General features: G+C 52.9%; 20 protein-coding genes and 2 riboswitches. Of the genes, 17 read left to right on the top strand and 3 right to left on the bottom strand.

Features of this window, described 5'->3' with window-relative positions; all coding sequences use genetic code 11:
* The first annotated feature begins 17 nt into the window (after positions 1-17).
* The 7 genes from O9H85_RS11435 to O9H85_RS11465 all read left to right on the top strand — a co-directional run bounded on the left by O9H85_RS11435 (position 18) and on the right by O9H85_RS11465 (position 5,874).
* Positions 18-224, top strand: coding sequence for a CLC_0170 family protein (locus O9H85_RS11435; protein ID WP_269881481.1), 207 nt, complete (start codon positions 18-20; stop codon positions 222-224).
* Between the two features lie 105 nt (positions 225-329).
* Positions 330-923, top strand: coding sequence for a TetR/AcrR family transcriptional regulator (locus tag O9H85_RS11440; protein WP_269881482.1), 594 nt, complete (start codon positions 330-332; stop codon positions 921-923).
* Positions 924-1,024: 101 nt separating this feature from the next.
* Positions 1,025-1,357 carry a metal-sensitive transcriptional regulator gene (locus O9H85_RS11445; RefSeq protein ID WP_269881483.1) on the top strand — a complete coding sequence of 111 codons (333 nt, stop codon included), beginning with the start codon at positions 1,025-1,027 and terminating at the stop codon, positions 1,355-1,357.
* A gap of 234 nt (positions 1,358-1,591) precedes the next feature.
* Positions 1,592-3,820, top strand: a complete 2,229-nt coding sequence (locus O9H85_RS11450; protein WP_269881484.1) for a heavy metal translocating P-type ATPase — start codon at positions 1,592-1,594, stop codon at positions 3,818-3,820.
* A 27-nt stretch (positions 3,821-3,847) separates the two neighbouring features.
* The gene (locus O9H85_RS11455) at positions 3,848-4,708 is read left to right on the top strand and encodes a hypothetical protein (RefSeq protein ID WP_269881485.1); all 861 of its coding nucleotides are present in this window, start codon (positions 3,848-3,850) and stop codon (positions 4,706-4,708) included.
* 423 nt (positions 4,709-5,131) lie between these two features.
* Positions 5,132-5,704 (top strand): hypothetical protein, encoded by a 573-nt coding sequence (locus O9H85_RS11460; RefSeq protein WP_269881486.1) that lies wholly within the window; start codon positions 5,132-5,134, stop codon positions 5,702-5,704.
* 44 nt (positions 5,705-5,748) lie between these two features.
* On the top strand, positions 5,749-5,874 hold the full coding sequence (locus tag O9H85_RS11465) for a hypothetical protein (protein ID WP_269881487.1): 126 nt from the start codon (positions 5,749-5,751) through the stop codon (positions 5,872-5,874).
* A 60-nt stretch (positions 5,875-5,934) separates the two neighbouring features.
* Here O9H85_RS11465 and O9H85_RS11470 read toward each other — a convergent pair whose 3' ends face one another.
* Positions 5,935-6,783, bottom strand: a complete 849-nt coding sequence (locus O9H85_RS11470; RefSeq protein WP_269881488.1) for an AraC family transcriptional regulator — start codon at positions 6,781-6,783, stop codon at positions 5,935-5,937.
* A gap of 157 nt (positions 6,784-6,940) precedes the next feature.
* Between O9H85_RS11470 and O9H85_RS11475 the strand changes: the two genes are divergently transcribed.
* A complete protein-coding gene (locus O9H85_RS11475; protein ID WP_269881489.1) occupies positions 6,941-8,737 on the top strand; it encodes an alpha-L-fucosidase in 1,797 nt (598 codons plus the stop codon).
* Positions 8,738-9,271: 534 nt separating this feature from the next.
* Here O9H85_RS11475 and O9H85_RS11480 read toward each other — a convergent pair.
* Entirely contained in the window at positions 9,272-10,228 is a 957-nt protein-coding gene (locus tag O9H85_RS11480; RefSeq protein WP_269881490.1) for a helix-turn-helix transcriptional regulator, read from the bottom strand.
* Positions 10,229-10,335: 107 nt separating this feature from the next.
* On the opposite strand from O9H85_RS11480, the gene modA reads away from it, so the two are divergent.
* The 3 genes from modA (at position 10,336) to O9H85_RS11495 (ending at position 13,314) form a co-directional block, all read left to right on the top strand.
* The gene (modA, locus tag O9H85_RS11485) at positions 10,336-11,151 is read left to right on the top strand and encodes a molybdate ABC transporter substrate-binding protein (RefSeq protein ID WP_269881491.1); all 816 of its coding nucleotides are present in this window, start codon (positions 10,336-10,338) and stop codon (positions 11,149-11,151) included.
* Between the two features lie 12 nt (positions 11,152-11,163).
* Positions 11,164-11,823: a molybdate ABC transporter permease subunit gene (modB, locus tag O9H85_RS11490; protein WP_269881492.1), complete on the top strand. Its 660-nt coding sequence runs from the start codon at positions 11,164-11,166 to the stop codon at positions 11,821-11,823.
* Positions 11,824-11,855: 32 nt separating this feature from the next.
* A riboswitch (Fluoride riboswitch) is annotated at positions 11,856-11,915 on the top strand.
* Positions 11,916-11,982: 67 nt separating this feature from the next.
* Positions 11,983-13,314 carry a voltage-gated chloride channel family protein gene (locus O9H85_RS11495; protein WP_269881493.1) on the top strand — a complete coding sequence of 444 codons (1,332 nt, stop codon included), beginning with the start codon at positions 11,983-11,985 and terminating at the stop codon, positions 13,312-13,314.
* 49 nt (positions 13,315-13,363) lie between these two features.
* Here the strand turns inward: O9H85_RS11495 and O9H85_RS11500 are convergent, their stop codons facing one another.
* A complete protein-coding gene (locus O9H85_RS11500) occupies positions 13,364-13,984 on the bottom strand; it encodes a DJ-1/PfpI family protein (RefSeq protein ID WP_269881494.1) in 621 nt (206 codons plus the stop codon).
* Between the two features lie 78 nt (positions 13,985-14,062).
* Positions 14,063-14,142: riboswitch (ZMP/ZTP riboswitch) on the bottom strand.
* Between the two features lie 175 nt (positions 14,143-14,317).
* Between O9H85_RS11500 and O9H85_RS11505 the strand changes: the two genes are divergently transcribed.
* The 6 genes from O9H85_RS11505 to O9H85_RS11530 all read left to right on the top strand — a co-directional run bounded on the left by O9H85_RS11505 (position 14,318) and on the right by O9H85_RS11530 (position 19,057).
* A complete protein-coding gene (locus O9H85_RS11505) occupies positions 14,318-16,030 on the top strand; it encodes a methyl-accepting chemotaxis protein (protein ID WP_269881495.1) in 1,713 nt (570 codons plus the stop codon).
* Between the two features lie 42 nt (positions 16,031-16,072).
* Entirely contained in the window at positions 16,073-16,606 is a 534-nt protein-coding gene (locus O9H85_RS11510; RefSeq protein ID WP_269881607.1) for a DUF1697 domain-containing protein, read from the top strand.
* A gap of 364 nt (positions 16,607-16,970) precedes the next feature.
* Positions 16,971-17,450: a DUF6530 family protein gene (locus O9H85_RS11515; RefSeq protein ID WP_269881496.1), complete on the top strand. Its 480-nt coding sequence runs from the start codon at positions 16,971-16,973 to the stop codon at positions 17,448-17,450.
* 61 nt (positions 17,451-17,511) lie between these two features.
* A complete protein-coding gene (locus tag O9H85_RS11520) occupies positions 17,512-17,901 on the top strand; it encodes a GIY-YIG nuclease family protein (RefSeq protein WP_269881497.1) in 390 nt (129 codons plus the stop codon).
* Between the two features lie 160 nt (positions 17,902-18,061).
* On the top strand, positions 18,062-18,580 hold the full coding sequence (locus O9H85_RS11525; protein WP_269881498.1) for a ferritin: 519 nt from the start codon (positions 18,062-18,064) through the stop codon (positions 18,578-18,580).
* Positions 18,581-18,904: 324 nt separating this feature from the next.
* The gene (locus O9H85_RS11530; protein ID WP_269881499.1) at positions 18,905-19,057 is read left to right on the top strand and encodes a DUF1540 domain-containing protein; all 153 of its coding nucleotides are present in this window, start codon (positions 18,905-18,907) and stop codon (positions 19,055-19,057) included.
* Positions 19,058-19,064: the final 7 nt, after the last annotated feature.

Here is a 19,064-nt window from a genome sequence, read left to right on the forward strand (position 1 = left end):
TAGAGGGAGGCGGCAGCATGAGTACGGGATTCTCGATCGGTTATATGAATTTCACGATACTGCTGCTGCTTCTGTCCGGAATATGCATGCTGTCGCTCGATGTAAAAACGTACGAGCGGGCCCATCTGAAGAAGGAGAAGAAGACGGCGCGTATCCTTGCCTGGTTTAACATTTCCCTCTCTGCGGTCGCTTTTATCGGTAATTTGATCTTCCGCAATATGTAGAGAGGAGCTGAACAAAATAGGGGGTACAATAAATGAGGGCTTTCAACAAACCGACCGTTGGTATATAATAAAGGGGCGAGGAATTGATCTTAGGAGGAACCTACGATGTCAGACACCCCATCCATGAGTGCCAGTTTTCAACTGATCTTAGATACGGCAGAACAGTTGATTCGGGAGAAGGGCTGCCGCCAAACGACCCTGCAGGATATTATCGACCGGTCGGGATTATCCAAGGGCGCTATTTATCATTACGTATCCGGGAAGGACGAGCTGTTCGGACTTATTCTAAAATCCAAGCTGGAGACGGTGGGGACCCGATTCCAAGGCGCAGTCGACGATCCGCAGACGAAGGATGCCGTGCTTCCGATCCGCACAATTGCGCAAGGGATGCTGCAGAACACCGAGAAGGATGAGGTACCGAACAAGATCTTCATATACCTTCTCAGCCAGGTGGATAATCCGAAGGTTGCGAACATCTTAAGCGAGCTGTACGCGTACTCGCTGCGGACGACGCAGCAGTGGATTGAGAAAGGGCAGCAATACGGCACCCTCCCGGAACAGATCGACGGCGCCAAGATGGCTGCGCTGTTCATGATCTTTACTTACGGTCTCAGGGTGCACCGCATGCTGATCTCGGAGCAGGCCGATTTGAACGCGGAAGATTTGTTTGGCATTTTGTTTAAATCGCTGAAGGACTAGCTCCAACTTCCGTCTTCCAGGTCACTAATCTGATACTTAAACTTCGGTTGACATACGATGGTGGAGTTATGTTATAACGGAGATACAAAGGAGGAGAATCGATGGAAGATCAGGCATCGGACCGGGAGCACGATCCTCATTGCGGTCAGGAGACGGCGCGGCGCAGCCACCATTCCGACAAGACGAAGGCTAATCTGATGACCCGCTTGAACCGGATCGAGGGTCAAATCCGCGGCGTCAAAGGAATGATCGAGAAGGATACATATTGCGACGACGTCTTGAATCAGATCGCAGCCATTCAATCGGCATTGAACAGCGTCGGCAAGCTATTGCTGGAAGGTCATATGAAGAGCTGCGTGGTCGAACGGATTCAGGCAGGCGAGCACGACGTGATAGACGAACTGCTCGTTACCGTAAATAAACTGATGAAATAGGAGGCTTCGCTGCGATCAGATTCGCGAGAAGCCGGCAATGGGAGGAATCTACTTTTTAAGTTGATAAGAATTTATAAGTTTTCACAACTTATAGCTTCGCATCAACCTTGATAAACGCGCTGGTCCTTGTAAGACAAGGACGGCGTAGCCGTTTATCCTGGGCCCTGAATCAGGGCCTTTTTTCGGGATGGTATATACGCCGGGGGAGTATGTGAAACGGAGAGGTGGACTGGCATGGAGCCGATGAAGCAAGAAGCCGACGCGGAGCAAGCGACACTACGAATTACCGGGATGACCTGCGCGGCCTGCGCAGCCCGGATCGAGAAAGGTCTTAATCGATTGCCCGGCATTATGAAAGCGCATGTGAACTTAACGATGGAAACCGCTCAGGTAGAGTACCGGGGGCAGCAGTTGTCCTTGGACGACGTCATGAAGAAGGTGGAGCAGTTAGGCTACGGGGCTCGGTTGAAAGAGGATCCGGACAAGGCAAACGAGCACAAGCGTCGAGAAATCGCCCGTCAGCAGCGGCGTCTCGCTGTGTCTGCCATCCTATCCTTGCCTTTGCTGTGGGCGATGGCCGGACATTTCAGCTTTACTTCCTTCCTGCGGGTGCCGGACACGTTCATAAACCCGTGGTTCCAGCTTACCCTGGCAGCACCCGTGCAATTCCTCATCGGCGCCCCGTTCTATGCCGGAGCCTACAAAGCGCTGAAGAACGGCAGCGCCAATATGGATGTGCTTGTCGCGCTGGGTACGTCGGCGGCTTTCTTTTACAGCCTGTATACGACCGCCCAATGGGCTAGTCAAGGAGGACATTACCCGGCTGCGCTGTATTATGAAACCAGCTCGGTGCTGATCACGCTGATTCTGCTCGGCAAGCTGTTCGAGGCGCTGGCGAAGGGACGTTCCTCCGAAGCGATCAAGACGCTGATGGGGCTTCAGGCGAAGACGGCACTCGTGCTGAGGGATGGCCGGGAGTCGGTCATTCCCGTGGAGCGAGTGGATGTAGGGGATATCGTCATTGTGAAGCCGGGAGAGAAAATTCCGGTCGACGGGGTCGTAACGGAAGGCTCTTCATCGATTGATGAAGCCATGCTGACCGGGGAAAGCCTGACCGTAGACAAGCTTCCCGGGGACCGGGTCTTCGGGGCAACCGTCAACCGCCACGGCTTGTTTCGGATGCAGGCAACTCAGGTTGGCAAAGATACGGCGCTTGCCCACATTATCCGCGTTGTCGAAGAAGCCCAGGGCTCCAAAGCACCGATTCAGCGAATTGCCGATGTCATCTCGGGCATCTTCGTTCCGATCGTTGTAGCGCTGGCGATCCTGACCTTTATCGTGTGGTATTTCGGCGTGGAACCGGGCGTTTTCTCAGGCGCTTTGGAAAAAGCCATCGCTGTGCTCGTCATCGCGTGCCCATGCGCTCTTGGGCTTGCCACGCCGACCTCCATTATGGCAGGGTCTGGAAAAGCGGCGGAATGGGGCATACTGTTCAAGGGAGGCGAACATCTGGAGTCGGCCCATCGCGTCACCGCAGTCGTATTGGATAAAACCGGTACGGTAACGCATGGGAAGCCTGTAATGACGGATGTCCGGCCTGCGACGGGACGAAGCGCGGAGTGGCTGCTGGGGCGTGCCGCCGCGGCGGAGAAGGGCTCCGAGCATCCGCTCGCAGAAGCGATTGTGGAAGGCGCGCTGGGAAGAGGGATTAAGCTCAGGGAAGCGGCCTCTTTCGAGGCTATCCCGGGATACGGGATACGCGCATTGATCGAAGGAGATACGGTCCTGGTCGGCACGACCCGGCTAATGACCCGATTCGGCATCGAGTACGCCCGAGCAATGGTCGAAATGCAGCAGCTGGAGGCAGAGGGCAAGACGGTTATGCTAACGGCCGTTAACGGGCGGTATGCCGGAATGATCACGGTTACGGATACGATCAAAGAAACCTCGCGCGAAGCGGTTGCCCGTCTGCGTGCGGATGGGCTGGAGGTCATTCTGATGACAGGGGACAACGAGCGAACGGCTAAGGCTATTGCCCGGCAGGCAGGCATCGACCGGATCGTCGCGGAAGTGCTTCCGGAAGGCAAGGCGGCCGAGGTGAGAAAGCTGCAGCAAGCGGGGGCCCGGGTTGCCATGGTCGGCGACGGGATCAATGACGCTCCCGCGCTCGCAGCCGCCGATATCGGCATGGCGCTCGGAACCGGCACGGATGTTGCGCTCGAAACGGCCGACGTTACGTTGATGAGCGGCGATTTAAACCGGGTGGCGGACGCGCTGGAGATCAGCAGGAAGACGATGGCGAATATTAAGATGAACCTATTCTGGGCCCTCGCCTATAATGTGATCGGCATTCCGATCGCCGCGCTCGGATGGCTCGCTCCTTGGCTGGCTGGAGCCGCTATGGCGCTGAGCTCCGTCTCCGTCGTACTCAATGCGCTGAGACTGCAGCGCGCCAAACGATGAATTGCATTACAACCACAGGAGGATTCGATGAAACGAACGGCCATATGGTTCATACTGGCAGCGGTGCTGTTGAGCGCCTGCGGCGAAGCTTCAAGCACCTCAGGAGCGACGCATGAAGGAATGCAAACGGGACAAGGCCCCGCGCCGGCCGGGAGCGGCGAACACGCGGGACACGGAGGCGCCTCGAAGAATGAGCCTGCGGCCGCCGTATCGGCCCGCTGGACGTTCGCGCCGGAGAAGCCTCAGCCGGGGCAAGAGGTGAAGATTGCCGTCCGGCTGACGGATGCTGCAGGCAAGCCTATCGACAAATTCGATATCAACCACGAAAAAAAGATGCATTTGATCGCCGTCAATAAGGAGCTGACCTACTTCGACCACTTGCATCCGGAATGGAAAGGGAACGGAACGTTCGAGGTGACGACAAAGCTTCCCGAAGGGGGAGAATACAAGCTGATCGCGGATTTTATCCCTGCCGGATTCGGAGCGATGACCCGGACGCAGTGGATGACGGTCCAAGGCCCGGTCTCCAGAACCGCGGCGATCGTTCCCGATTCCAGCCTCAGCAAGAGCGTGGACGGCAAAGAAATCACGTTAACTACAGGCAACCTGGCTCCGGGCAAGGAGGCTGCGCTGACCTTCCGTTTCACAGACAAAGCCGGCAAGCCGATAACGGATCTGCAGCCTTATCTGGGTGCGGTCGGTCACGTCGTCATTCTAAGCGCGGATACGGAGCAATACCTGCATGTGCATCCGATGGATGAGAAGGCGACCGGGCCGGATGCCTGGTTCATGACGGCTTTCCCGAAAAGCGGCGTATATAAAATATGGGGACAATTTCAGCAGAACGGTCATGTCTTCGTTGTGCCCTATACGATTCAAGTCCCCTAATCGGGCATGAATCCGTACGAATGGAATCGTCCGGATCAGCTTGTAGAGAAACCCATGAAATAGAGAATCTGCCATGGTACTCCGGTGGGGTATCCCCTTCCGGCCGCTGTTGTTATCGGAAAATATTCAATTTATTCGCTATGCAGCGGTCATTTTCCGATAACAAAGGCGGGCGCTATCGCTCCTGCAGGGGATACCCCACCTACTACCTTTTGCATTTTTCTGCATATCCAGGTTTCACGTCAATTTAAATCCGGACGATCGGCTTCGTCCGGATTTTTTGTACTCTCTCAGAAGAGACAAATAACGTTCACAGTTTAATCGTTTCTTTAGCTCGAATGAGCTATTCTAACGGCGGACGCAGGCGGGTATAGTATTAGTAAATGAGCGCCTTCGTATATAGGGTAGGAGGGATGGAAGATCATGATTCATGCGGACTTTATAGCGGGGGAGACGCATCATCAGCATGGCGGAGGAACGGTCGTCAGCGATGCGGACACGGCTTCCGGGAGCCATGCCATGACCGGCACGACCCATGAAGCGGGGCAGATCCCGCTTCAGAAAACGGTGCTGACTGGCTCGCTGCTGCTTGTCGCTGTCATCGTTATTTATCTCGTCGTGAGAATACGCCGGTCGACGTTCGAGCATGCCACAATGGCAGGGATGATGGCTGCGATGGCGATCGGCATGATGGCCGGACTTGTGATCGGCGTCATTGTCGGCATCTTGACCATGAGCTTGTTCGTCGGAACGGTTATAGCCGTAGCCATAGGGATGGCGTCCGGCTTCGCCGCGGGGCAGCACCAAGGGATGCTGGCGTCGATGGAAGGGCTGCTGGCCGGCTTAATGGGCGGCATGATGGGAGCGATGACCGGTGTCATGCTGCATGGGGAGCATCCGGTTCTCACGGTCTTATTTATGGATTTGATCTTTGCCGTTCTGCTGTATCCGTTAACCGCCCTGATCTCGCCGAACCGCCGCCGTACGGAGGCCTAGCCGAAATATACCGACTACCGGACTTGGAAGGAGACGAATCATAGATGGATCAGAGCATGGAACATTTAAACCCTCTATTTCTCGGGATGTTCTTCGTGATCATTTGCGGGGTCATCGCCATCATCTGGGTCGGCGGCAAACGCATCGGCCGTAGCGAAGAAGATGATTAAATCACTGCACTCCTCGAAACCAACGGACTAGGAAGAAGGTCCGGTGGTTTTTTTGCGTTGCTAGAACGGATGCCCGTTACTATGGTACAAACCGCGGTACTCGGTAGGAGAGAGGCCGAAGCTTTTTTTAAAGCTCTTGGAAAGATGGAATACTTCGTGAAAACCTGTTTCGATTGCAATCTCGCTGATGGTTTTATCCGAGGCGCGAATCAGTTGCTTTGCCTTGTCCAGTCTTTTCTCGTAGATGAAGCTCATCGGGGTGACGCCAAGCTGGCTTTTGAAGAAGCGTACAAAATAATTCGGGTGAAGGTGGGCCACTTCCGCCAGCTCGGCGATCTTGATATCGCGGGCCAGATGCTCGTTGATAAAGCGAAGCACGTCGCTCAGCTTGTTGTTGCTTAAGGAAGCGGTCTGCGGCAGCAGCCGGACGGCGTCCTCGATATATAAGGCGATAACGTCGAGCAGCGCCGCTTGTACGCGAATCGACTTCGCCGGACCTTGGTACAGACGGTGCAGCTCCTTCAGCCGGACGAAGCATTGCACGGTCTCCTCCGGATTGCCGGCGTCCAAGCAATAGGACAGCTTGAAGAGCTCGAACAGCTTCATAAAGCTCAAGTTCGAAGTGAAGTGGCACCAGTACATTCGGTACGTATGCCCGGGATCGGTGACGGAGAACGATTGAAGGAGACCTGCAGGTGCAAATACGAGCTGGCCTTGAACGGGAAATAGCTCCTGTCCTCCGACGCTGATCCGTCCTACCCCTTCGTAAATATAATAAATCTTATTATATTCCGGCGTGAACGGTTCTCGAATCCAGTCCAGATTGCATTTGCTTAAGTGCGCAATGATAAGCTCCGGCTTCATATCGGCAAGCAGCCGGCTCATGAGCGCATGATTGGCGGACTCCATTTCTTGACACCACCTCCAGGCACGGGTTAGTAAGAATCGGTCAATAGGTTAATTTGGTATAAAGACTCGTTAATCTGATCCATATGGATTATATCACACGAATAATACAATAAAGGAGCGTCGCTTACATCAGTTTCCAAGACAAGGGGAGAACAAGATGACTGGAAAAGATAAGTACCTGGATAATGCCGAGGCGGAGGCCTCGATGCAGCCGGAGCAGCGGAAGGGACAGGATGCTTCGGAGCAGGACCGTCGGCTCACCTGGTGGCGGGAAGCGCGATTCGGAATGTTCATTCACTGGGGGCTCTACTCTCTTCTGGGTGGGATATGGAAAGGCAAAGAAGTGCCGGGCGCTTACGGTGAGCATATTATGCTGAGAGGCCGCATTCCGGTGAAGGAATATGAAACGATCGCCGAGGAGTTCAATCCGGTTCGTTTCGATGCGGAAGCTTGGGTTCGGGCCGCCCGCGATGCGGGAATGAAGTATATCGTGATTACGGCCAAGCACCACGACGGGTTTGCTCTGTACGATTCCAAGGTGAGCGATTTCAACATTGTCAAGCGCTCGCCCTACGGCCGCGATCCAATGAAGGTCTTGGCCGAAGCTTGCCGCAAATACGGCATCAAGCTGTGCTTTTATTATTCGCATGCGATGGACTGGCACCACCCGGACTCCCAAGGCAACACACACGACTATCCGAACAACATAGGGGCATGGGACGATCTTGAAACCTGGATTCACGACGAAGACAAGGCGTCCCGTTACGAGCGATACCTTGAGGACAAGGCGTTTCCCCAGATCCGCGAGCTGCTGACCGAATACGGCGATGTCGGCGTCCTCTGGTTCGATTGCGGTCATAAGGTGACCGACGAGCAGGGACAGCGATTCGTGGATTACGTGCGGAGCTTGCAGCCGGACTGCCTGGTGAACCGCCGCGTGCGGCGGGATGGCTTCGGCGATTACGGCAACTCCGGGGATAATCAGCTTCATCTCCGGGTGAATCGCAAGGATTGGGAATCCATTCATACGATGAACCAGTCCTGGGGCTACAAAAAGACGGACCACAACTGGAAGCCGGTTCGCAGCCTCATTCAGAACATGATTGATGTGTTCAGCTTGAACGGCAATTATTTGCTGAATGTCGGACCGACTCCGGAGGGGGAATTCGACGCCAATTCCACCGAAATTTTAACGGAAATCGGACAGTGGATGAAGGTAAATGGCGAAAGCGTGTATGGCACGTCCGGGAGCCCGATCGGCAAGCCGCAATGGGGACGCTGCACCGCCAAGGGCCGGACCTTGTACCTGCATGTCTTCGATTGGCCCGGCGACGGCGATCTTATCGTTCAGGGGCTCCGCAACAGGGTAACGAGCGCCTATTTGCTTCAAGACCCGAACAGGACCGGACTGCAGCATCAAAGATTGGGCGAGGAAGATATCGTTATTCGCGTTCCTTCCCATGCGACAGACCCGAATGCGACCGTGGTTGTCGTGGAATATGATGGGGAAATCGAAGCAAACCCGGTGACCCGACTGCTGGAACGAGGTTTTGCCAACACGCTCAGCGTATTTGACGGCGAGATTGAAGGAACCGAGCTGCGCTGGGATACTGGTAAGAAAGACCGCGATACGGTTACGCATTGGACGAATGATGCCGACAGCATTTCCTGGACGTTCCGAGCAGCATCGCCCGGCACGTATCGCGTCCTGATCGAATACGGAGCGGAAGAAGGCAAAGCCGGCGGAGACTACCTGGTAGAAGCTTGCGGACAGCAGCTGCGGGGCACGGTTTACGCGGAGGGCGGCGCCTATGATTTCCGTACCGCCGAGCTCGGCGAGCTGGCAGTTCACGCTCCGGGAACGTACACAGTTACGGTTCGGGCAGACCGCATCACAGGCGAATCATTGATGAATTTAAGGGCTGTAAAATTAATCCATATCCCATTGGAGTGACGGCCGTCACCCAGAAGAACGTCGATATCAACACGGCCCTGCGTCAAGCCGAGGATGCCGTGAACAAGAACATCGAGAACGCCGCCAAAAAATAATCGCCAATCCAGCCGTATCAGCCGGAGCTCCATATGATGGGGTTCCGGCTTTCTGCTTACGAAGCGGGTTTGCTGCGCTAACCGGAGGTCTGCTTACTTTGAAAGACACCGGTAAGGAGTTTTTCTTAGTTGATAAGAATTTATAAGTTTTCGTAACTTATAGCTTCGCATCAACCTTGATAAGCGCGCTTGTTCTTGTAAGACAAGGACGGCGTAGCCGTTTATCCTGGGTTGATAAGAATTTATAAGTTTTCGTAACTTATAGCTTCGCATCAACCTTGATAAGCGCGCTGGTCCTTGTAAGACAAGGACGGCGTAGCCGTTTATCCTGGTGTCCGTTCCGAACGATTTGTATTGATTTTCACAAGAACTAACCGTATATTTAGATATAAGTAATGATATTTAGATATATTTAGTATGGATTTGGAGTGGGGTTTGTCTAAGTTTCCAGCAGCACTTGACCGGTCCGGGAAAGATCGTAGCCTTGAATCGCACTCAGCTCCTGGTGAAACGATTCCGAACGTAAAATGCGCTTCACCGTTTCCATCCAGTCCCGGTTCTCCGGTCGGTTCAGCATGACCAGGTCATAGCTTTCTTGAATGAGGGGGACAAAATCGACGCCACCGACGATGTGGGCCGCCTTCTCGATGCCGACCCCCACATCCGCTTCTCCGGATGCCACTTTACCGGCAACGCCCAGATGATTGGACTCCGTATGCTCGTAGCCCGTCAGCCGGCGCGGATCGATGTCGTGCAGTCTGAGCTGCTCGTCCAGCAGTACTCTCGCCCCGGAGCCTATCTCCCGGTTGACGAGCCGGAGGCCGGGACGCCACAGGTCTTCCCAAGCCTGCAATCCGAGCGGGTTGCCCTGCGCTACATAAAATCCGGCGCTCCGGGACAGCAGGTGAATCACCGTATAGGAGAAGCCGCCCAGCAGCTTGCGAACGTAAGGCAAATTGTACTCGCCGGTGTCTCCGTCGATCAGATGGGTACTGACGATATCGGATTCTCCCCGGTACATGGAAATCAGGCTGTCGAGGCTGCCGACATAGGAACGCAGGGGCCGAATGCCGGGAGCATGCTTTTCCAGATGCTTCGCAAGCAGGTCCAGGCTGATATCCTGGCCGGTTATGACGAGCTGGGGCATACGCTTGTTCGGCGCCGGCGGCTGAATCGCAGCGGCTGATGCAGCATGCGGGATCGGCCTCAGCCCCGAATCGGCGATGCCTTTCGCTTTATGTTTGTAGGCATCGAGGTCCGAGGCGTCCACGCGCATCTGCTTACCGACGCGGTACGCTGGCAGGTCACCTTTCTTGATGAGGTCGTACACCGTCAGCTTGGAAACCTTCAGCAGCTTCGCAATTTCTTCCGTTGTATAGGACATATCGTTGGTCATTCGGTTCCTCCTCAAGTATCCGACGGAAGCGGATCGACTGAATACCACTTTATCATAACGGGACGCCATTCGAAAACCCGTAACTACCTGCTGGGAGGCAATCAATCATGAATAAGAATCTATTAAAATGCGTACCGCTCGCCGCTATCGTTCTACTGCTGATCTTGTCGGGCTGCGGAACGGGAGTCCCGTCCGCCCGAACCGACGAGAAGCAGGCGGCTGTGGAGAAAGTCGAGCTAACCGTCTCCGCTGCCGCTAGTCTGACGGAGGCGATGAAAGAAATTCAGACCGTCTATGAGCGTTCCAACAAGAACGTCAAACTGCAGTTTAATTTCGGCGCTTCCGGTACGCTCCAGCAGCAGATCGAGCAGGGGGCACCGGCGGACTTGTTCATTTCGGCGTCGACTAAGAATATGAAGGCGCTGACGGACCGGCAGCTCATTCAGCCGGATCAGCAAAAGACGCTGCTGCTCGGCGAGCTTGTATTGATCGTGCCTGCGGACGGGAAGACGAAGATAGAAAAGCTGGAGGACTTAAACCGTCCCGAGATTCATCACATTGCGGCCGGCGAGCCGGAGACGGTGCCTGCGGGAGGTTATGCTAAAGAAGCACTCACGAAGGCGAAGCTGTGGGAGCCGCTGCAGCCCAAACTGGTGCTCGGGAAGGACGTGCGTCAGGTGCTGACGTACGTCGAGTCGGGAAATGCGGAAGCCGGATTCGTGTACCGCACCGACGCGCTCACCTCGGCGAAGGTAAAGGTAGCTTTGCCGGTGGACCCCGGCATCTATAGTCCGATCGAATACCCGGCCGGCATCGTGAAGGCGACCAAGCACGCCAAGGAAGCGCAGGCGCTGTACAGTTTCTTGCAAAGCAAGGAAGCGAAGGATATATTCGTCAAATACGGCTTCTCTATACCGAAGTAAGGATGATGCGCCATGGATTTGCAAGAGTTGGCCCCGCCCGTTCTCACTTCGCTTAAAGTATCGTTCATCGCCAGTCTCATTGTCTTTACACTCGGTTCGATGGCGGCTTGGGGCATGTCGAAAAGGCGCTTCGCCGGCAAGCTGCTGGTGGAAACGGTCTTTATGCTTCCGCTCGTCCTGCCGCCGACAGTCGTCGGCTTCATTCTGCTCGTTCTGTTAGGCAAAAAGAGCTGGATCGGAAGACTCGCCGAAGCATGGGGTTCGGTTCCGATCATATTTACCTGGCAGGCGGCCGTCATCGCATCGGTCGTCGTCGCCTTCCCTCTTGTGTATCAAACCGCCAAGTCGGGCTTCGCCTCCGTAGACCGGGATCTTGAGGACGTAGCCCGTTCCATGGGGGCTGGGGAGGGTCAGGTGCTCCGCCTAGTCACGGTACCGCTCGCAGGCCGCATGCTGGCGACGGCGTATCTGCTTGGCTTTGCCCGGGGACTCGGAGAATTTGGCGCGACGCTGATGATCGCAGGGAATATTCCGAACAAAACGCAAACGCTGCCGACGGCGATTTATTTGGCGGTGGAATCGGGGCATACGGCGGAGGCCTGGTGGTGGACCGGTACCATGATCGTCATTTCGTTCCTGATGCTGCTTCTCGTGAACGGGAAAAAGCATTGACGAATCATGCGGATTAAGTTAAGATGAGGTCAATGTGCAAGGGCGATGGAGTTCGCCGTAACCGCCTTCGGGCTGATGACTCCTACCAGTGTTTTCTTGACTGGTAGGGGTCTGTTTTTTTGCAATCGCAAACGGGACGATGGGGGCTGGCAACGAAGCATGTGGAAACATCGATCAAATTGGAAAACGGACGACCTCGGCGCACGCCTAGCTTCTTTAACGGGCGGTTTCGCCCGGTGGACCGTTCTCGGCGGAATGGTAGGGCTTCTGGCGGGTACCGCATCCGCCGCATTCCTCCGCTTGCTTGAGGCTGCGACCGAGCTCCGGCTGGTTCATCCGTGGCTGCTGTTCCTACTGCCGCTAAGCGGGGCTGCCGTGAGCTTGATGTATATGAAATATGGAGGCAGCAGCGGGAAGGGAAATAATTTGATCCTGGAGCAAATTCACGGCGGGAACGATTCGATCCCGCTGCGCATGGCTCCCTTCGTCCTGGCCGGGACCGTGCTTACCCACCTGTTCGGCGGCTCCGCCGGCCGGGAAGGAACCGCCGTGCAAATGGGGGGCAGTCTGGCGGAAGCGCTGGGCAGAGCCTTGCGCATCGGCACAGGAGACCGCCGCATTTTGCTGATGTGCGGCATCAGCGGGGGGTTCGGTTCCGTGTTCGGCACGCCGCTCGCCGGCACGGTATTCGGCCTCGAGGTGCTGGCGATCGGCATGATCCGGCACGAAGCGCTCATTCCTTGCTTCGCAGCCAGCTTCGTCGGTCATCTCGTGACGACGGAGCTGTGGGGAGTACAGCATGCCCACTACGGCATGGGAATGATTCCGGCACTCAGCGGCTGGGGCATCGCGAAGGTCGTAGGCGCCTCGGTGCTGTTCGGGCTGATGAGCCGCGTCTTCAGCGAGCTGACCCATGGTCTGAAGAGCGGCTTCGCGCGCTGGATTAAGCACCCTGCGATGCGAAGCGCCGCAGGCGGCTTCGTTCTGATCGGACTGACATATGCTGTTGGGACAAGAGATTATTTGGGGCTGGGACTGCCGCTTCTGGCTCAATCGTTCTCGGAAACTGTGGCGCCCCTTGCCTTTCTGTGGAAAACGGTGTTCACCACGATTACGCTGGGAGCCGGCTTTCAGGGCGGTGAGGTTACGCCGCTGTTCGTCATCGGGGCGACGCTGGGAAACACGCTTTCCGGCTGGCTTATGCTTCCGTCCGCTTTTTTGGCGGGGCTCGGACTGATTGCCGTATTCAGCGGAGCGACGAATACCCCTGTGGCCTGCTTCATGCTCGGGCTTGAGCTATTCGGCTCGGAGGGGGCCGTGTACATGTTTATTGCTTGTATCGTCAGCTATGTGTTCTCCGGGCATAGCGGCATTTATACGGCTCAGCGGATAGGCGTGCCGAAGAGCCGTCTGCTTCAGGGACGGGAAGGAACTGCGCTGGCCGCGTTGAAAGAGCGGAGGGCCGAGGCTGACAAACAGACGAGCAGATGAGGGGCTGGCGAGCTTTATTTTGGGCTCCAAATCCTTCTCCGTGACATTTCTAATCGCCAATCGCATATTGTTCGTTCTCGGTCCACTCGTATTCCATGATGCTCGCCGTGTCATCGGCCCGTTCTTCCCCGAGCAGCTTCCCGACAACGTACAGCGACGCATCGATCCCTGCGGAAACCCCGGCCGACATGATGATTTTGCCATTGTCCGTATAACGTACATCATCCCTGATAACGGACGATTTGGGAGCGACGGCTCTTAATTCATCGATGGCCCGCCGGTTGGTCGTTAGCGTCATTCCTTCAAGCGGCATTGCCCGGACAAGCAGCAGGGCTCCGGTACATACCGTCAATACGAGCTCCGCCTGTTCCGCCGTCTCCCGAATCCATTCGGCCATTCTCTCATTATGCATTTCTTTCCTCGAGCCCCAGCCGCCCGGGAGCACGAGAACATCCGGTGGAGGACAGGTGTCGAACGTGTAGCTCGGGTTCAAGCTCAAATTCCCCAGGGCGGTCACGGGCCCTTCTTTCTCTGCAACAGTGAACACCCGGAAATCTTTGCCGCGATCGCTTCCGACGGTAAATACCTCGAACGGTCCTGCGAAATCAAGTACCTCCACTTGGTCATAAACCACAATCGCTACATTCCTCATCTTCCGTACCGTATCCATGAACATCCTCTCCCTTTTCTACATGAGATCACTTCTTCATTTACGAAAAAAAAGTATCGGATCTTGACTTAGATCCCATACTTTCGCCCAGGCGTACGGCTTTATGACTTATGTGCTCCCTCGTGGTACTCCACGTTACGCCAGTCGCACATACCTGAAATTTACGTACTCCATTTATATCAAAAGATTCAGAAAAATACAATAATTATTTTCGATATTTGCTTCCCCTTTTTTCGTTGCGAAGGATGTCGAATCCGATCGAAAAACGATAGATATATTCAACGCAATAAGGTATAATTTACCTATTAATATAGGAAAAAAGGGGACTTTTCAATGCTATTACGTAATTTAAAAGTCGGTCAAAAATTGCTTTTGCTCGTCGGAATTTCCATACTATTCATTGGTATTGTCGGTTTAACGAGCTTTAACTACATGAATCAAATGAATAAGGATTCGGATTCCATGTATTTCGACAAACTTCAACCCATCAAGACGCTAGGCTCGATTCGATATAATATTAGAGCAATCGATGCCTACATGCTTGAAATATTGGTAACTAAAGAAACGGCAGCGATTTCCGATTTAGAGAAGAAGACGATGGACCGGTTGGAACAAACCAATAAACTTCTTGAGGATTACGGCAAGACGAAGTTGGATTCCACGGAAGTTGAAAAGCTAAACCAATTTAAACAAAGTTATCAAAGTTATCAGAAGGAGCTCGCCAAAGTCATCAGCTTGGCAAAGGGGCAGAAAAAAGACGACGCTTACAACGCGTTTTCCAAGCAGTTGAAGGATGTACGCAGCTCCGTTACCAAGTCGATCCAGGAGCTTAGCGATCAGAATGATGAAAAGGCGGATCAGTTAAACCAAGCGATCGCGTCCAATTTCCATCACGCGATGACCATTATTACTTTGGTTACGCTTATAGCGATTGCCATAAGCGCCTTACTGGGATGGTTTATTAACCGCATCATCATTCGTCCGATACAAGAGTTGCAGCACTCCATGTCCGAGGTGGAGCAGGGGGATTTTACCGTTCAAGGAACATACAAATCGAAGGATGAGCTTGGCCAATTAACCCGTTCATTTAATCGGATGATCGAGAATGTGCGGGGACTAATCAAGCAGGTGGCGGAAACTTCAGAACAAGTAGCCGCTTCTTCCGAAGAACTGACGGCAAGTGCCGAAGAAACTAGTAAAGCGACCGAATTTATCGCTTCGACGGTTCAAGAAGTGGCGGCGGGGACGGATAAACAAGTAAAGAGCATCGAAAGCGCTTCACAAACGATTCATGAAATGTCAGCCGGCATACAACAAATTGCTGCAAACTCCCAGGACGTCAGCATAACAGCTATACAAGCGTCCAATATGGCTGCCGAGGGTACTGAGTCGATCCAGACCGCCGTACAGCAGATGAATTCGATCCATCAAACGGTTATTGAATTGGCGCAAGTGGTTGAAGAATTGGGGAATCGTTCGAATGCCATCGGAGAAATAAATAATGCCATGACCGATATCGCTTCCCGAACGAATCTGCTGGCTCTCAACGCGGCCATTGAAGCGGCAAGAGCAGGAGAAGACGGCCGCGGCTTTGCGGTTGTCGCTAACGAGGTCCGTAAGCTGGCGGAGCAATCGGCGCAATCCGCACAACAGATATCCGAACTCATCGGCGCAATTCAGAGCGAGACCTTAAGCGCAGTCGAGTCCATGCACCATACAAAAAATGAAGTCGAAGAGGGAATCGTCCTCGTTTCGAATGCCGGAAATTCATTTGCAAATATTAAACATACCATCGACGGGGTCTCAGCCCAAGTCCAAGAATTTTCAAGCGCCATCCGGCAAATGTCTCAAGGTACGGAATACATTCTCGAATCGATCAGCCAAATTGTCGAGGTAGCCGAAGTCACCGCTTCCGGAACGCAAGGGGTATCCGCTTCGACCGAAGAACAATTGGCGGCCATGCAGGAGATTTCGGCTTCCGGCTCGTATTTATCGAAGATGGCGGAAAATTTACAAACCCAGTTCGGACAATTTAAAATAGGATAACGACATAGGGGACAAGAGGAGTGGGAGCCGGGATGACGACTTATAGCACTTCTGCGCGGCATTAACGTAGGCGGTAATCAAAAGATAAAAATGGCCGAATTGAAAAAGCTGCTGGAAGCGGCCGGACTTAGCCGTGTTCAAACCTATATCCAGAGCGGCAATGTTTTGTTCCAATCGGAGAAGCCTGCCGAGGCGCTGAAGATATTGATCGCAGAGGAAATTAAACGAAGCTTCGGCTTCTCCATCGCCGTGATGCTTAGAACCTCCTCCGAATGGAGGTCCATCCTGGCGAATTGTCCTTACCCTGCCGATGCGTTAACGGAAGGTCAAAGCATTCAAGTCACTTTCTTTAACGACGCGCCTTCCGTGCAAGAGCTGGATCGGCTGTCTGAGGTGAGGAGCGACATGGACGAGTTCCAGCTCCTTGGCAAGGAATTATATATGTTTTTCAGGCAAAGCATCCTGGATTCTAAGCTTCCCGACCAGCTGCAGAAGCTGAAAATTCCTGTAACGACACGCAACTGGAATACCGTGCTTAAGCTTGCTGCCATGGCGGAAGCCATGGAAGCCGGATGAGCATGAAGCCCATACCCATACGGTATGGGTTTTTCTTTGGTTGATAAGAATTTATAAGTTTTCGTAACTTATAGCTTCGCATCAACCTTGGTAAACGCGCTGGTCCTTGTAAGACAAGGACGGCGTAGCCGTTTATCCTGGCGGTTCATTTTAGTTGAACCAGCTGCCAAGATATAGCTACGGTTCCCAAAGGATTTAAATTCAAGCTTGACTAAGTACTCGATCAGGTTGGAGTGGTTCAGAATAAATATTAAGGGGTTGACTTCCGATTTGCGGTGGGATAATATTGTTGATGCGGTTATTAATTTAGTAAATTAGTAAATGAGTAAATAAAAATCCAGTAAACATGGAGAGGACAAAAACAATGAAAATACCGACTACATTAAAACATAAACCGGTGATCGTTTCTGAAAATTATGAGAATGTTGACGGCAGGTATGCCCATCACTCCGATGCGAAGGGGCTTTCGTTAGGATTGGCCCAATGGAATGACAGGGGGAAGGTCGACATTTCGGCCAAAGTATGGAGATACACGGGAGAAAAATGGTCCAGGCAGTCGGAGGAATTGCCGCTCCATCGCGTGCTTGACCTTGCCATTCTAGTCTGCCGAACGATGGGGCATTTTCGGGAAGCGTATCAATATGAGCAATTGTATGATCCCAATAATCCGGTACTCGACCGGGTCGGATTGCAAGGGGATGCCATGACCGTAGCCGTATGTACGGACAACGATAAGATTAATGAAGATATTAAGCTGTTCAGCCAAGCGCTCAGCGATGACGATGAGCTGATCGGAGAACGCTTGCGCACGCTTTCCAGACTTTTAAAAGATATGGGATATTAATTTGTTTACTAATACGTCTCGCTCATTTCGGTTGTCAAAAAGATAAGATTGGAGAAACAACATGACACTGGATAAACAACGGAAGAAGGAGCTTGCCTCTGCTTACAAACAGTCGTTTCGGCCTATGGGCGTTTATCAAATCCGGAACGTAGAGAACGGTAAAGTATACGTAGACGGCAGTATGGACCTTGACGGCGCCCGAAACCGTCTTGCCTTCATGAAACAGACGAACCTGAATACGATCATGGAATTACAGCAGGATTGGAATAAGTACGGGGGCGACTGCTTCGTATTCGAGGAGCTGGACCAAATCAAGCCGCGTGAAGAAGTTTTGAACGACACGTCCGAATTAAAAAAATATAAGGACGAGGTAGACGCCCTCTTGGAGCTGTGGCTTGAAAAGCTCCAGCCTTACGGGGATAAGGGGTACAACAAAACGAAGCGGAAATAATCAAGGAACCCGGCCGGGAGGCCGGGTTTGTTGCATGGACGGGAGACGCGAAGTAGGTCGTCGAGACCTAACTAGTTATTTATCGCAGCAAAGAATGCCGGAAGGCTGGAATAGTTAAACTAATCGGAGACTATAAGTAAAAGTAAAGGTGAGGGATCCGATGTTATCGAATGAATTGCTTCAAAAGCTGAATGACCAAATGAACTACGAATTTTATTCCTCCCATGTTTACTTAGCGATGGCGGCGTATTGTTCAGCGGTAAGCTTCGATGGGTTCGCCAATTTTTTCATCGTCCAGGCGGAAGAGGAAAAGTTTCATGCGATGAAAATTTACCATTTCATTAACCGTCTCGGCAAGCGAGCGCTTATTGACGGTTTAAAAAGCCCGATCAATGAATATGACTCGCTACTTGATGCATTCGAGCAATCGTACGAGCACGAGAAAACGGTAACGAAGCGCATCTATGATCTTTCGGATGAAGCATTGAATGAAAGGGAGCATGCCACGATCAATTTCCTTAAGTGGTTCATTGATGAACAGGTCGAGGAAGAAGCGACGTTCGACAGCATTATCCAGAAGCTTAGGCGCATCGATAATGACAGCAATGCATTTTATATGCTGGATGCTGAGCTCGCCAAACGGACGTTCACTCCTCCGGCGAATGAAGGTACCCTGTAGAAAAGAAAGGAGCCGGGTATAGCGATGAGTTTGCTTCTGATGATTGGTGGACCGTTAGTTATTGTCAATGCAGCTCTCGTGCTGATGTTCGTAGCCTTCTCAAACCCGAATAAGCAATATTAAGATGATCTGAACCGGCCAAACATCCCTATTCGCGAGCTCTTCTGGCCGCAGTCCCAACGATGGATGCAGAATAAAATAAAAGCAGGTGCGCCCATACGCAAGATGGGAAGGGCATCTGCTTTTTCATTTTAATTTATAGTTTATAGGTATAAAGAAACGTCTATTTCGACCATCCTTAAACAGAAGGGAGGTGAAATAGCCATGGCAAAAGATGTATTGTGCGAAGTGAATTCCTGTAAGTATTGGGGGGCGGGTAATAAGTGCAACGCTTCCTCCATTTATGTTGTAAGCCACAATAAGCACGCGTCAAATTCGGAGGAAACGGATTGTAAGACCTTCGAACCAAAGATTTAAGGTTGAG

The organism is Paenibacillus gyeongsangnamensis (genome assembly GCF_027533625.1).
Classification (GTDB): Bacteria; Bacillota; Bacilli; order Paenibacillales; family NBRC-103111; genus Paenibacillus_G; species Paenibacillus_G gyeongsangnamensis.